Consider the following 14,395-nt stretch of genomic DNA (forward strand, 5'->3'; position numbering starts at 1 on the left):
GTCCGAATCGATCCCGCCGCTGTCCAAGCCTGCCAATTAAAAAACATCTATAAATAGATATAGTCGCGACACCTCCTGGGGAATCGTTTCAATGCGCTGGTTGCTTGCCCTGTTCTGCTTGTCGTTCGTTGCGGTGTCCCAGGCTTCAGCCGTGGGATCGCTCGACGGCAAGCCCATCGAGAAAGTCCTGGTTCTCAAGTCTGCCCACCAGTTGCAGTTGATCAACGACGGCAAGCCGCTCAAGACCTATCGTATCTCCCTGGGCAAAAGGCCCAAGGGGCCGAAGCTGATGGAAGGCGACAAACGCACCCCGGAAGGCTTCTACTGGATCGACTGGCGCAAGGTCAGTGACCGCTTCAACCTGGCGATGCACATCTCCTACCCGAACATCAGCGACTCGGCCCGCGCCCGCCGCGAAGGGGTCGAGCCGGGCGGCATGATCATGATCCACGGCACGCCGGACACCGAAGACACCCCCGAAGACCTGTTCCACACCCTGGACTGGACCGACGGCTGCGTGGCCATGCGCAACGTGGACATGCGCGAAATCTGGAACCTGGTGCCGGATGGCACGATGATCGAAATCCGGCCCTGATTTCCGTTTTTTGTGCGAAACGGGCATAGCTTTTGTTGCGAGGGAGCTTGCTCCCGTCGGGCTGCGCAGCAGCCCCCGGCTGTTCCTGATCCAACACCGCATTAACTGATTTCAGGGCCGCTGCGCGCCCCAGCGGGAGCAAGCTCCCTCGCCACGAAAGCATTCTGCGTCTCCTCGCGACGCCTCTTGAGCACCACCTCCGGTCGCCCTCAAAAAATAAATTCAAAAAACCCCAACCTTCGGCAGCGCCTGCAGGGGTGATACCACTCCCCCCCACAGGCGCTGCCGAACGCTGCGATCTTTGCCTGCAAATCCCCCACCACTAATACCACTTCAAACCACAGCCCCTCAGAACCCCCGAAAACACCCGCTTTCACTGAGCCAACGGCCACCCTATCGCGTTGACATGGTATTCAAGTGGTATTACGTTTCGTCCCACAACCGTGCGACAACAATCCCACATCCGCATCGGACCCGACCTACATGAACGACCTCCACGCCCTGCGTCCCGACGACACCCAGCCCACGCCGCTGTACCTGCAATTGGCGCGCAATCTGGAGGCGGCGATCCATGCCGGCCAGTGGAAAGCCGAGCAGGCGATGCCCTCGGAGCGCAGCCTGAGCGACATGCTGGGCATCTCCCGGGTCACCGCGCGCAAGGCCCTGGAAGTGTTGTTCGAGCAGGGGCTGATCCGCCGCAACCAAGGCTCCGGCACCTTCATCACCCCGCGCCTGGAGCAACCGCTGTCACGCCTGTCGGGCTTCAGCGAAATGCTGCGCCTGAAGGGCTTCGTGCCGGGCTCGCAGTGGCTGGAGCGGGACATCACCCTGCCGACCCACGAAGAACTGATCCGCCTCGGCCTGTCGCCCAACGACAAGGTGGCGCGCATGAAACGCCTGCGCAAAGCCGACGACACGGTAATGGCCATCGAAATGAGCACCCTGCCCGCCTCGATCATTCCCAAACCCCAGGCGGTGGGCGATTCCCTGTACGAGTACCTCGACGGCATCGGCAAGCCCATCGTGCGTGCCTTGCAGCACATTCAGGCGATCAATGCCTCGGACGAGTTCGCCGCGCTGGTCGGGATCGCCCCCGGCACCGCCATGCTGCTGATGACCCGGGTCGGCTACCTGGAAGACAACACCCCCATCGAAGTCACCGACACCTATTGCCGCAACGACTACTACGACTTTGTCGCCGAGCTTCGTCGATAAGCCGCCCTGCACCGAGACCCCGACATGTCCGAAGACAACATCCTCACCGCCCAAGGCTGGGTTCGCGGCCGGCTGGTCCACGAACACGGCAAGGTGGTATCCATCCAAGGCGTGGCCTGCGATCCGGCAGACAATGACCTGCCTTACCTGCTGCCCGGCTTCATCGACCTGCACGTCCACGGCGGTGGCGGCAAGGACATCATGGAAGGCGCGCCCGCGTTCGAAACCATCAGCAAAACCCACGTGCGCTTCGGCACCACCTCGATGCTGGCCACCACCATGACCGCGCCGAGCGAAGAGATTTCCAGGGTGCTCAAGGACGTAGGGGAATTCTGCGAGCAGCGTCCGAAAGGCGCCGCCCGGGTGCTCGGCGTTCACCTGGAGGGCCCCTACATCAACCCCGGCAAACTCGGCGCACAACCGAACTTCGCCCACACCGCGTTGTTGGCCGAAGTTGAGGAGTACATGGCCCTGGCGCCGATCCGCGTCATTACCATCGCCCCGGAAATCGCCGGCCACGCTGCGCTTATCCGCACCCTCAGCGAGCGCGGCGTGCGCATGCAGATCGGCCATACCCTGGGCAGTTACGAAGAAGGCGTCGCGGCGCTGGAGGCGGGCGCCACCAGTTTCACTCACCTGTACAACGCCATGAGCCCATTGCATCACCGCGAGCCGGGCATCGTTGGCGCGGCCCTGGCCCACGCCCAATACGCCGAACTGATTCCCGACCTGCTGCACGTGCACCCCGGCGCCATCCGCGTGGCCCTGCGCTCGATTCCGTGCCTGTACTGCGTCACCGATTCCACCGCCGCCGCGGGCATGCCCGACGGCGAATACAAGCTGGGCAGCCACACCGTGACCAAATGCCTGGGCGGCGTGCGCCTGCCGGACGGCACCCTGGCCGGCAGCACCCTGACCATGGATCAAGCCCTGCGCAACCTGGTGAAGATCGGTCTGCCCATCAGCGAGGCGTCCCAGCGCCTGTCGCAATTTCCCGCCGATTACCTTGGCATCCAAGATCGCGGCCGTCTGCAACCCGGCGCCTGGGCTGACTGCGTGCGCCTGGATCGCTCACTGAAACTGACCGCCGTCATGGTCGAAGGAGAAGACATTGACTTCAAAAATGCTTGAAGAGGCGCTGTCCTCGTTCGAGGCCGTGCAGGCCCAATTGCAGCAACTCGACCCACAGATGATCGAGATCGCCGGACGCCTGCGCCGCCAGCCGCCGCAGGTGGCCATGACCGTGGCCCGCGGCAGTTCCGATCACGCCGCCAGTTACTTCGCCTACCTGACCATGCAACTGCTGGGCATCCCGGTGGCGTCGCTGCCGATGTCGGTGGTCACCATGCAACAGGCGCCGCTGAAGGTGAGTGGTCAGGTGGCGTTCGCCTTTTCCCAATCGGGGCAGAGTCCGGACCTGGTCAACAGCCTGCGCCTGTTGCGCAAGCGCGGCGCGCTGAGCATCTCGATGGTCAACGCCGCCGACTCGCCACTGGAAGCGGCCTGTGAATTCAGCCTTCCGCTGTTGGCCGGCACCGAAAGCAGCGTCGCCGCGACCAAGAGTTTCATTGCCACCCTCAGCGCCAGCGCGCGCTTGATCGGGCACTGGAAAGAAGACGCCGAACTGCTCGAGGCCGGCCAGGCCTTGCCCGAAGGCCTGCGCGATGCCGCACAACAGGACTGGACCCTGGCCATCGAAGCCCTGCGCGATTGCCAGCGTCTGATGGTGATCGGCCGTGGTGCCGGCTTCGCTATCGCTCAGGAAGCGGCGCTCAAATTCAAGGAAACCTCGGCGATCCAGGCCGAAGCCTTCAGCAGCGCAGAAGTGCGCCACGGCCCGATGGCGTTGATCGGCGAGCAATACCCGTTGCTGGTCTTCGCCCCACGGGGCGCCGAGCAGGCGGGCCTGCTGAGCCTGGCGGCGGACATGCGTCAACGCGGCGCTCGAGTTTTGCTCGCAGCGCCGGATGACGTCAGCGAGCGCGACCTGACCCTGACCCGCGCCGAACACCCGGCCCTCGATCCGATCCTGGCGATCCAGAGCTTCTACGTGATGGCCGCCGGCCTGGCGGTGGCCCGGGGCATGGACCCGGATCAGCCCCGGTACCTGAGCAAAGTGACGCGTACCCATTAAAGGCAACACCGCCCTGTCGATCCGAATTCCGTTTTCAATGAGACCGAGCCATGCACAACAACAATAAAGAGCTGACCCTCAGCGCCCCGCTCAGCGGCCCGGTGCTCACGCTTGCCAAAGTCCCGGACGCGGTGTTCGCCAGCGGGGCCATGGGTGACGGCATCGCCATCGACCCGCTCAACGACACCTTGCACGCCCCCTGTGCCGGTGTCGTGGTGCACATCGCGCGCACCGGCCACGCCGTGACCCTGCGCGCCGACAACGGCGCCGAGTTGCTGCTGCACTTGGGCCTGGACACGGTGGAACTGCAGGGCCGGGGTTTTTCGGTGCTGGTTCAGGAAGGCGCCCGGGTCGCCAACGGCCAGCCTCTGCTGCGCTACGACCAGGACCAGGTCGCGCAGCAGTGCAAGAGCCTGGTCAGCCTGCTGATTCTCACCAATAGCCAGGACTTTCAGGCACGCCCCATCACCCTCAAATCAGTGAAAGTCGGTGAGCCGTTGCTGCACATCATTCGCCGTCAGGGCCCAAGTGCGGCGGTGGACATCGCGTTCATCGGCGAGGAAAGAATCGGCCATATCCGCATCGCCCACCGTGGCGGCCTGCATGCTCGGCCTGCGGCGCTGATCCGCCAGACCGCACAGGGTTTCAAAAGCAAATCGCAGCTGCATTTCGCCGGTAAATCGGCCACCTGCGACAGCCTGATCGGGCTGATGGGTCTGGCCATCGGCGAGCAGGACGAAGTGCAGGTCAGCTGTCAGGGCCCGGACGCGGAAGCGGCGCTGCAAGCCTTGTTGCTCGCCTTGTCCACAGCTCTGGTGGAAGAACATCACGCCGCCGCACCTGCGCCCAGGGTCCAGCACCACCGCGCACCTGAAGCGGGCGTGCTACACGGTGTCTGCGCCGCCCCGGGGCTGGTCGGCGGGCCACTGTTTCGCTTGAACGCCATCAGCCTGCCGACGGATGCCGGCGGCAATGACCCGGTGCAGCAACGCTCGCTGCTCGACACGGCACTGACCCAGGTCCGCAGTGAAATCGCCGGCACCCTGACCCAGGCCAGAAAACACAGGAACACCGATGAGGAAGCGATCTTCGCCGCCCATCTCGCACTGCTGGAGGACCCTGCCCTGCTGGACGCCGCACACCTGTCCATCGACCTGGGCAGCGCCGCGACCCACGCCTGGAGCCAGTCGATCGACGCCCAGTGCGACGTGCTGCAACAACTGGGCAGCTCACTGCTGGCCGAACGCGCCAACGACCTGCGCGACCTCAAGCAACGGGTGCTGCGCGCCCTGCTCGGCGAAGCCTGGCATTACGACATAGCCCCCGGCGCCATCGTCGCCGCCCACGAGTTGACCCCGTCCGATCTGCTGCAACTGAGCGAGCAAGGCGTTGCCGGGCTGTGCATGGTCGAAGGCGGCGCAACCTCCCATGTGGCGATTCTGGCCCGGGGCAAAGGCTTGCCATGCCTGGTCGCACTGGGCTCGACGCTGCTGGCTCAAGAACAAGGCCAGGCCGTGGTGCTGGACGCCGACGGTGGGCGCCTGGAACTGATACCCAACGCCCAACGCCTGGCCGAGGTGCAGCAGGCACAACTGGACCGCCGCCAACGTCGCACCGAGCAACAGTCCCAGGCGCACTCCCCGGCCTGCACGGTGGATGGTCTGCGCATCGAAGTCGCGGCCAATGTCGCCTCCAGCATCGAGGCCACGGATGCCCTGGCCAATGGCGCCGACGGCGTCGGCCTGCTGCGCACCGAATTCCTGTTTGTGGATCGCACTACCGCGCCGGACGAACAGGAACAACAGCGCGCCTATCAAGCCGTGCTCGATGCCATGGGCGACAAATCGGTGATCATCCGCACCATCGACGTCGGCGGCGACAAGCAACTGGACTACCTGCCGCTACCCGCCGAAGCCAACCCGGTGCTCGGCCTGCGCGGTATCCGTCTGGCCCAGGCCCGCCCGGAAATCCTCGACCAGCAACTGCGTGCCCTGCTGCACGTCACGCCGCTGTCCCGTTGCCGGATCCTGTTGCCAATGGTCACCGAGGTCGACGAACTGCTGCACATCCGCCAGCGCCTCGACGCCCTGTGCAGCGAACTGGGCCTGACCGAGCGCCCGGAACTGGGGGTGATGATCGAAGTGCCGGCCGCCGCGCTGCTGGCCGAGCAACTGGCCGAACACGCCGACTTCCTGTCCATCGGCACTAACGACCTGTCGCAATACACCCTGGCCATGGACCGCGATCACGCCGGCCTCGCCTCACGGGTTGATGCCCTGCATCCGGCGCTGCTGCGCCTGATCGCCCAGACCTGTGCCGGTGCTGCGCAACACAAGCGCTGGGTCGGGGTTTGCGGGGCGCTGGCGTCCGATCCGCTGGCCACGCCGGTGTTGATCGGGCTGGGCGTGAGCGAGCTGTCGGTGAGCCCGGTGCAGATCGGTGAAATCAAGGACCGCGTGCGCCACCTCGACGCCAGCGAATGCCGGCGCATCAGCCTCGACCTGCTCAAGTTGAGCAGCGCCGGCGCAGTGCGTCACGCCTGCCACCAGCATTGGCCTCTGAGCTGAAGAACAACAAAAATCCAGGGAGAAACGCCATGTACCAATATTTTATCGAAGGCCTGCAGCGCCTCGGCCGCGCGCTGATGCTGCCGATCGCGATCCTGCCGATTGCCGGCCTGCTGCTGCGCCTGGGTGACACCGACCTGCTGAACATCGCGATCATTCACGATGCCGGCCAGGTGATCTTCGCCAACCTGGCCATGATCTTCGCCATCGGCATCGCGGTCGGTTTCGCCAAGGACAACAATGGTACGGCCGGCCTGGCCGGGGCCATCGGTTACCTGGTGATGGTGTCGACGCTCAAGGTGCTGGATGCGAGCATCAACATGGGCATGCTCGCCGGGATCATCAGCGGCTTGATGGCCGGGGCGCTGTACAACCGCTTCAAGGACATTAAGTTGCCGGAGTACCTGGCGTTCTTCGGCGGGCGGCGTTTCGTGCCGATTGTCACCGGGTTCAGCGCGGTGGGGCTGGGGGTGGTGTTCGGCCTGATCTGGCCGCCGATCCAGCACGGCATCAACAGTTTCGGCGCCCTGTTGCTGGAGAGCGGCAGCTTCGGCGCGTTCATTTTCGGCGTGTTCAACCGCCTGCTGATCGTCACCGGCCTGCACCATATTCTCAACAACATGGCGTGGTTCGTGTTCGGCAACTTCACCGACCCGACCACAGGCGCCATGGTCACGGGCGATCTGTCGCGCTACTTTGCCGGCGACCCCAAGGGCGGCCAGTTCATGACCGGCATGTTCCCGGTAATGCTGTTCGGCCTGCCCGCCGCGTGCCTGGCGATGTACCGCAACGCCTTGCCGGAACGCCGCAAGATCATGGGCGGGATTTTCCTGTCGATGGCCCTGACGTCGTTCCTGACCGGCGTCACCGAACCCATCGAATTCGCCTTCATGTTCCTCGCGCCGCTGCTGTATCTGCTGCACGCGCTGCTGACCGGGCTGTCCATGGCGGTCACCAACCTGTTGAACATTCACCTGGGCTTTACCTTCTCCGGCGGCTTCATCGACATGATTCTCGGCTGGGGCAAATCCACCAACGGCTGGCGGGTGATCCCGGTGGGCCTGGCCTATGCGGTGGTGTACTACCTGGTGTTTGATTTCTGTATTCGCCGTTTCCAACTCAAGACACCGGGCCGGGAAGACAGCGCACCGGTGGAGAAGACGGCGATGGCGCAAAGTGACCGCGCCGGGGCCTACATCAAGGCACTGGGCGGGGCCGAAAACCTGATCACGGTCGGTGCCTGCACCACCCGCTTGCGCCTGGACATGGTCGATCGCAACAAGGTTTGCGATGCAGATTTGAAAGCACTGGGTGCGATGGCCGTGGTGCGCCCGGGCAAGGGCGGCAGTTTGCAGGTGGTGGTCGGGCCGATGGCCGACAGCATTGCCGACGAAATTCGCCTGGCCATGCCGGCCCTCGGACGCGCCCTGATGTCCACCCCGGCCATCAGCGACGATGAACCGCAACCGGTCAACGTGGCGGCGTCCGAAGCCCAGCAATGGCTGCACGCCCTGGGCGGTGGCGACAACGTGCTGCAACTGGACTGCGTGGCCATGACCCGCATTCGCCTGCACCTGGCCGATGGCAAACAATTGTCGGAGTGTGATTTGAAGGCGTTGGGCTGCCTGGGTGTGAGCCAGCTTGAAGGTGGGATCTGGCACCTGCTGGTCGGCGACAAGGCCGCGAGTTTGAGCGGTGCGCTGGAGGCGTTGGTCAACCGCAACGAGGTGAGTGCCAAGGTTTAACGACCATAAGGCCAACAAAAAACCCGCTGAAATTGCTTTCAGCGGGTTTTTCTTTTGAGCAGTCTGGACGATCAGAAATCTTCCAGCCGCCACACCTCGTAAGCCGGTGTCTCGTAGGGGTGGCTCTGTTTAAGAGCCGCCACCACCGAGCGAATCAACTCATCGGCCACCACCAGCTCAACCTTCCATTCCTCGACCTGTTCGACCTGGCCCGCCTCGCCTATGAACGGCTGGCTGCCATCCAACGGGCGGAACTGGCCCTGGCCCAACACCTGCCAGGCGCAGTGATCGTAAGCGCCGATCCGACCGCCACCGGCGGCGAATACGGCGCTTTTGACCTGCTCTACGTGGCTGGTCGGAACAAAGAAGCTGAGCTTGTACACGGCCCTCAGTTCACCCAAACGCGAGCGTTGCGGAACATGCGCATCCATGGGGCGTCTTCGTTCCAGTCATCGGAACGCCATGAGTTCTGCACGGCGCGGAACACACGTTCCGGGTGCGGCATCATGATGGTCACGCGACCGTCGCGGCTGGTCAAACCGGTAATCCCGCGCGGCGAGCCGTTCGGGTTGGCCGGGTAGGTTTCGGTGACCTTGCCGTGGTTGTCGACGAAACGCATCGCCACGCAACCGGACAGATCGGCTTCCAGCAGAGCCTCTTCGCTGGAGAACTCGGCATGACCCTCACCGTGAGCAATGGCGATCGGCATGCGCGAACCGGCCATGCCTTGCAGGAAGATCGAGTTCGACTCCTGGATCTGTACCATCGCAACACGCGCTTCGAACTGCTCGGAACGGTTACGCACGAAGTGCGGCCAGAACTCGCTGCCCGGGATCAGCTCGTGCAGGTTGGACATCATCTGGCAACCGTTGCACACGCCCAGGGTGAAGCTGTCGTTGCGTTCGAAGAAGCCCTGGAACGCATCGCGGGCGCGGCTGTTGAACAGCGCCGACTTGGCCCAGCCTTCACCGGCACCCAGTACGTCGCCGTAGGAGAAGCCGCCGCAAGCGACCATGCCCTTGAAGTCGTTCAGGTCGACACGGCCGGCCAGAATGTCGCTCATGTGCACGTCGATCGCGTTGAAACCGGCGCGGTCGAACGCGGCCGCCATTTCCACCTGACCGTTGACGCCCTGCTCACGCAGCACGGCAACCTGTGGGCGAATGCCTTTTTTGATGTAAGGCGCGGCGACGTCCTGGTTCACGTCGTAGCTGAGCTTGAAGTTCAGGCCCGGGTTGTCTTCTTCCAGCAGTACGTCGAATTCCTGATCGGCGCAGTCGGCGTTGTCACGCAGGCGCTGGATCTGGTAGCTGGTCTCGGCCCACTGGCGTTGCAGCAGACGACGCTGGCCTTCGAACACGGTGTCACCGTTGAAGGTGATGTTGATCTGGCCATTGTTGATTGGCTGACCGATCACCGACACGCACTCGCCCAGACCGGCAGCGCTGAACTGCGCGAGGATGTCGGCGGTGGCGTCCTGGCGAACCTGGATCACGGCGCCCAGTTCTTCGTTGAACAGGATGGCAGCGATATCGGCGGAGGTTTCCGCCAGGCCATCGAGGTTCAGGCTCAGGCCGCAGTGACCGGCGAACGCCATCTCGACGACGCTGGTCAGCAGGCCACCGTCGGAACGGTCGTGGTAAGCCAGCAGGTGACCGTCGGCGTTCAGCCCCTGGATCACGGCGAAGAAGGCTTTCAGGTCTTCAGCGTCATCGACGTCCGGCGCCTGCTTGCCGAGCTTGCCGTGAACCTGGGCCAGGATCGAGGCGCCCATGCGGTTCTGGCCACGGCCCAGGTCGATCAGGATCAGGTCAGTGGTGCCCTTGTCCATGCGCAGTTGCGGGGTCAGGGTCTGGCGGATGTCGGTCACCGGGGCGAACCCGGTCACGATCAGCGACATCGGCGACGTCACGGACTTGTCCACGCCTTCGTCGTTCCAGCGGGTGGCCATGGACATGGAGTCCTTGCCCACCGGAATGGTGATGCCCAGCTCAGGGCACAGTTCCATGCCGACCGCTTTCACGGTGTCGTACAAACGCGCGTCTTCACCCGGGTGGCCGGCCGCGGACATCCAGTTCGCCGACAGTTTGATGTCGGAGATCTTGCCGATGCGCGAGGCCGCGATGTTGGTCAGGGTTTCGCCGATGGCCATGCGGCCCGACGCCGGAGCGTCCAGCAGTGCCAGCGGAGTACGCTCGCCCATGGCCATGGCTTCACCGGTGTAGACGTCGAAGCTGGTGGCGGTGACGGCAACGTCGGACACCGGAACCTGCCACGGGCCGACCATCTGGTCACGGGCCACGAGGCCGGTGATGGTGCGGTCGCCGATGGTGATCAGGAAGCTCTTGCTCGCCACGGCCGGGTGATGCAGGACGCGCTCGACGCACTCGCCGATGTTCAGTGTCGACGGATCGAAATCGTCGCCCAGCTCGTTTTCACGCACGACCGAACGGTGCATGCGCGGGGCTTTGCCCAGCAGCACTTCCAGTGGCATGTCCACCGGGCTGTTGCCGAAGTGGCTGTCGGTAACGGTCAGCTGTGGCTCGGCAGTGGCTTCGCCGACGACCGCGAACGGGCAACGCTCGCGCTCGCAGATGGCCTTGAAGCGCTCGAAGTCGGCCGGGCCGACCGCCAGGACGTAACGCTCCTGGGATTCGTTGGACCAGATTTCGTGCGGGGCCATGCCCGGCTCGTCGTTTGGAATGTTGCGCAGTTCAAAACGGCCACCGCGGTCGCCGTCGTTGACCAGTTCCGGGAAGGCGTTGGACAGACCGCCCGCACCCACGTCGTGGATGAAGCTGATCGGGTTCTTGTCACCCAGTTGCCAGCAACGGTCGATGACTTCCTGGCAGCGACGTTCCATTTCCGGGTTTTCGCGCTGTACCGAAGCGAAGTCCAGGTCCGCCGAGCTGGTGCCGGTGGCCATGGAGGAAGCGGCACCGCCGCCCAGGCCGATCAGCATGGCCGGGCCGCCGAGCACGATCAGCTTGGAGCCCACGACGATCTCGCCTTTCTTGACGTGTTCTTCACGGATGTTGCCCATGCCGCCGGCCAGCATGATCGGCTTGTGGTAACCGCGAACTTCGTCACCGTGGGGGGTGCTGATCGACTGCTCGAAAGTACGGAAGTAGCCGGTCAGCGCCGGACGACCGAATTCGTTGTTGAACGCAGCGCCGCCCAACGGGCCTTCGATCATGATATCCAGCGCGGTAACGATGCGCTCGGGCTTGCCGTAAGGCACTTCCCATGGCTGTTCAAAGCCCGGGATCTGCAGGTTGGACACGGTGAAACCGGTCAGGCCCGCCTTTGGCTTGGCGCCACGGCCGGTGGCGCCTTCGTCACGGATTTCGCCGCCGGAACCGGTGGATGCGCCCGGGAACGGGGCAATCGCGGTCGGGTGGTTGTGGGTCTCGACCTTCATCAGGATGTGCACCGGCTCCTGCACCGCGCCGTACTGGCGGGTTTCAGGGTCCGGGAAGAAACGCCCGGCCACGGAGCCGACGATCACCGAAGCGTTGTCCTTGTAAGCGGACAGCACGCCTTCGCTGTGCATCTGATAGGTGTTCTTGATCATGCCGAACAGGCTTTTTTCCTGGCTCTGGCCGTCGATGTCCCAACTGGCGTTGAAGATCTTGTGGCGGCAGTGCTCGGAGTTCGCCTGGGCGAACATCATCAGTTCGATGTCGTGGGGGTTGCGCTTGAGGCCGACGAAGGCGTTGACCAGGTAGTCGATCTCGTCTTCGGCCAGGGCCAGGCCCAGCTCGGTGTTGGCCTTTTCCAGCGCGGCGCGGCCGCCGCCGAGCACGTCGATCGCGGTCAGGGGTTTTGGCTCGGCGTGGCTGAACAGGCCGGCAGCCTGTTCCAGGTTGCCCAGGACGATCTGGGTCATGCGATCGTGCAATGCGTCGCTGATCAGTTGGGCGTCAGCATCGCTGAACTGGCCGGCCACATAGAACGCAATGCCACGTTCCAGGCGCTGGATCTTGGTCAGGCCGCAGTTGCGAGCAATGTCGCTGGCCTTGCTCGACCAGGGCGAGATGGTGCCGAAACGTGGCAGGACGAGGAACAGACGACCGGTCGGCTCCTGGACCGGAACGCTAGGACCGTACTTCAGAAGGCGCGCGAGCACCTGCTGTTCGTCGTCGGTCAGGACGCCGGTCACTTCGGCGAAGTGAGCGAATTCAGCATACAGGCCGCTGACAGCCGGGACTTTCTGGCTCAGTTGCTCAAGGAGTTTGCTGTGGCGAAAGGCAGAAAGGGCAGGAGCGCCGCGCAGGATCAACATCTTCGGGACAGCCTCGGGAAGGGGTGTGCTTTGAGGCCGTGCATTCTAGCCTAAACAGCCCGCGACATCACCCGAAACGCTACGTGCGGTTGCACTCGGGCGTCGATCTGTGTTTCTGCCTCGAGAGTCAGGTTACCGGGGCCTTTGACGGCACCTTATTTTCGCTGTAACAAAATGCAGAAAAGGCCTGTTCCTGCGGGGTTTCGGCCGGATTTGTGATCTCTAGCAGACAACCCTCTCGCTGTCGAGATATGGCGCCCGCGGTCCTTTGCGTATACTGCGCAGATGTTTTTCCCAACGGCTTTGCGTCCGCGATACGCCAAATGGCTGATCGCAACCGGACTCTTCCTGATGCTCAGTGGCTGTGTTGATAAACCCAACACCCTCGAGCGCGTAAAGGAGGATGGTGTGCTGCGGGTGGTCACCCGAAACAGCCCCGCCACCTATTTTCAGGATCGCAACGGTGAAACCGGCTTCGAATACGAGCTGGTGAAGCGCTTCGCCGACGATCTGGGGGTGGAGCTCAAGATCGAGACCGCCGACAACCTGGACGACCTGTTCAACCAGATCGGCAAGCCCAACGGCCCGGTCCTGGCGGCCGCCGGCCTGGTCAGCAGCGAGGAACGCAAGAAGCAGGTGCGCTTCTCCCACTCCTACCTGGAAGTCACTCCGCAGATCATCTATCGCAACGGCCAGTCCCGTCCCACGGACGCCAAGGATCTGGTGGGCAAGAAGATCATGGTGCTCAAGGGCAGCACCCACGCCGATCAGCTGGCGCAGCTGAAACAGAAATTTCCCGGCATCGAATACGAAGAGTCGGACGCGGTCGAGGTCGTCGATCTGCTGCGCATGGTGGACGAAGGTCAGATCGACCTGACCCTGGTGGACTCCAACGAAGTGGCGATGAACCAGGTGTATTTCACCAACATCCGCGTCGCCTTCGACCTGGGCGACGCCAGCAATCAGAGCTGGGCCGTAGCGTTGGGCGATGACAACAGCCTGCTCAACGAAATCAACGAGTACCTCGACAAGGTCAAGAAAAACGGCACCCTGCAGCGCCTCAAGGACCGCTATTACGGCCACGTCGACGTGCTCGGCTACATGGGCGCCACCACCTTCGCCCAGCACCTGCAACAGCGCCTGCCCAAGTACGAACAGCACTTCAAGGCCTATGCCAAGAAAGAAAAGGTCGACTGGCGCCTGCTGGCGGCCATTGGTTATCAGGAATCGCTGTGGCAACCGGCCGTGACGTCCAAGACCGGCGTACGTGGCCTGATGATGCTGACCCAGAACACCGCGCAGGCCATGGGCGTGTCCAACCGCCTCGATCCCAAGCAGAGCATCATGGGCGGCGCCAAGTACCTGGCTTATATGAAGGATCAGTTGGACGAGTCGATCCAGGAACCGGATCGCACCTGGTTTGCCCTGGCGGCCTACAACGTCGGCAGCGGTCACCTGGATGACGCGCGCAAACTGGCGGCCAAGGAAGGGCTGAACCCGGACAAGTGGCTGGACGTGAAGAAGATCCTGCCCCGCCTGTCGGAGAAGAAGTGGTACAGCAAAACCCGCTACGGCTACGCCCGCGGCGGCGAGCCGGTGCATTTCGTGGCGAACATCCGTCGCTACTACGACATCCTGACCTGGGTCACGCAGCCGCAGCTGGAAGGCGATCAGGTGGCCGAGGGCAAACTGGTGGTACCGGGGATCGACAAATCCAAGCCGCCACAGGAAAGCCCGCAGCTCTGACCGTCACCCCAAACAAATGGAGGAGCGGGCTTGCTCGCGAAGGCGGTTTATCATTCAACAACATTGTTGCCTGACACACCGCTTTCGCGAGCAAGTCGAATCGTCGCA

The 14,395-nt window shown here is 63.5% G+C and carries 9 protein-coding genes; 7 read left to right on the forward strand and 2 right to left on the reverse strand.

Annotated features, from left to right (window positions below; translation table 11 throughout):
- The first annotated feature begins 91 nt into the window (after positions 1-91).
- The 6 genes from B0W55_RS25405 (at position 92) to nagE (ending at position 8,256) form a co-directional block, all read left to right on the forward strand.
- The gene (locus B0W55_RS25405) at positions 92-595 is read left to right on the forward strand and encodes a murein L,D-transpeptidase family protein (RefSeq protein ID WP_077048664.1); all 504 of its coding nucleotides are present in this window, start codon (positions 92-94) and stop codon (positions 593-595) included.
- A gap of 483 nt (positions 596-1,078) precedes the next feature.
- Complete coding sequence (locus tag B0W55_RS25410) at positions 1,079-1,810, forward strand: GntR family transcriptional regulator (RefSeq protein ID WP_077048665.1); 732 nt, start codon at positions 1,079-1,081, stop codon at positions 1,808-1,810.
- A gap of 24 nt (positions 1,811-1,834) precedes the next feature.
- The gene (gene nagA, locus B0W55_RS25415; protein WP_077048666.1) at positions 1,835-2,941 is read left to right on the forward strand and encodes an N-acetylglucosamine-6-phosphate deacetylase; all 1,107 of its coding nucleotides are present in this window, start codon (positions 1,835-1,837) and stop codon (positions 2,939-2,941) included.
- On the forward strand, positions 2,922-3,944 hold the full coding sequence (locus tag B0W55_RS25420) for an SIS domain-containing protein (RefSeq protein WP_139340977.1): 1,023 nt from the start codon (positions 2,922-2,924) through the stop codon (positions 3,942-3,944). Before nagA ends, B0W55_RS25420 begins: the two co-directional genes overlap by 20 nt.
- 50 nt (positions 3,945-3,994) lie before the next feature.
- Positions 3,995-6,511, forward strand: coding sequence for a phosphoenolpyruvate--protein phosphotransferase (gene ptsP, locus B0W55_RS25425; RefSeq protein WP_077048668.1), 2,517 nt, complete (start codon positions 3,995-3,997; stop codon positions 6,509-6,511).
- Positions 6,512-6,540: 29 nt separating this feature from the next.
- The gene (gene nagE, locus B0W55_RS25430) at positions 6,541-8,256 is read left to right on the forward strand and encodes an N-acetylglucosamine-specific PTS transporter subunit IIBC (protein ID WP_077048669.1); all 1,716 of its coding nucleotides are present in this window, start codon (positions 6,541-6,543) and stop codon (positions 8,254-8,256) included.
- Positions 8,257-8,327: 71 nt separating this feature from the next.
- On the opposite strand, the gene B0W55_RS25435 is transcribed toward nagE, so the two are convergent.
- On the reverse strand, positions 8,328-8,639 hold the full coding sequence (locus B0W55_RS25435) for a YqfO family protein (protein ID WP_077048672.1): 312 nt from the start codon (positions 8,637-8,639) through the stop codon (positions 8,328-8,330).
- 5 nt (positions 8,640-8,644) lie between these two features.
- On the reverse strand, positions 8,645-12,541 hold the full coding sequence (gene purL / locus B0W55_RS25440) for a phosphoribosylformylglycinamidine synthase (RefSeq protein ID WP_077048670.1): 3,897 nt from the start codon (positions 12,539-12,541) through the stop codon (positions 8,645-8,647).
- Between the two features lie 285 nt (positions 12,542-12,826).
- Here purL and mltF point away from each other — a divergent pair, with 285 nt between their 5' ends.
- Positions 12,827-14,287: a membrane-bound lytic murein transglycosylase MltF gene (gene mltF / locus B0W55_RS25445; RefSeq protein ID WP_077048671.1), complete on the forward strand. Its 1,461-nt coding sequence runs from the start codon at positions 12,827-12,829 to the stop codon at positions 14,285-14,287.
- The last annotated feature ends 108 nt before the right edge of the window (positions 14,288-14,395 follow it).

Origin of the sequence: Pseudomonas sp. KK4 (assembly GCF_001984065.1) — a bacterium.
Classification (GTDB): domain Bacteria; phylum Pseudomonadota; class Gammaproteobacteria; order Pseudomonadales; family Pseudomonadaceae; genus Aquipseudomonas.

What these genes read in the sequence shown, in the direction of transcription:
- mltF (WP_077048671.1), top strand. Translation starts at nt 12,827, where the DNA reads ATGTTTTTCCCAACGGCTTTGCGTCCGCGATACGCCAAATGGCTGATC.
- nagE (WP_077048669.1), top strand. Translation starts at nt 6,541, where the DNA reads ATGTACCAATATTTTATCGAAGGCCTGCAGCGCCTCGGCCGCGCGCTG.
- purL (WP_077048670.1), bottom strand. Translation starts at nt 12,541, where the DNA reads ATGTTGATCCTGCGCGGCGCTCCTGCCCTTTCTGCCTTTCGCCACAGC.
- B0W55_RS25410 (WP_077048665.1), top strand. Translation starts at nt 1,079, where the DNA reads ATGAACGACCTCCACGCCCTGCGTCCCGACGACACCCAGCCCACGCCG.
- ptsP (WP_077048668.1), top strand. Translation starts at nt 3,995, where the DNA reads ATGCACAACAACAATAAAGAGCTGACCCTCAGCGCCCCGCTCAGCGGC.
- B0W55_RS25405 (WP_077048664.1), top strand. Translation starts at nt 92, where the DNA reads ATGCGCTGGTTGCTTGCCCTGTTCTGCTTGTCGTTCGTTGCGGTGTCC.
- nagA (WP_077048666.1), top strand. Translation starts at nt 1,835, where the DNA reads ATGTCCGAAGACAACATCCTCACCGCCCAAGGCTGGGTTCGCGGCCGG.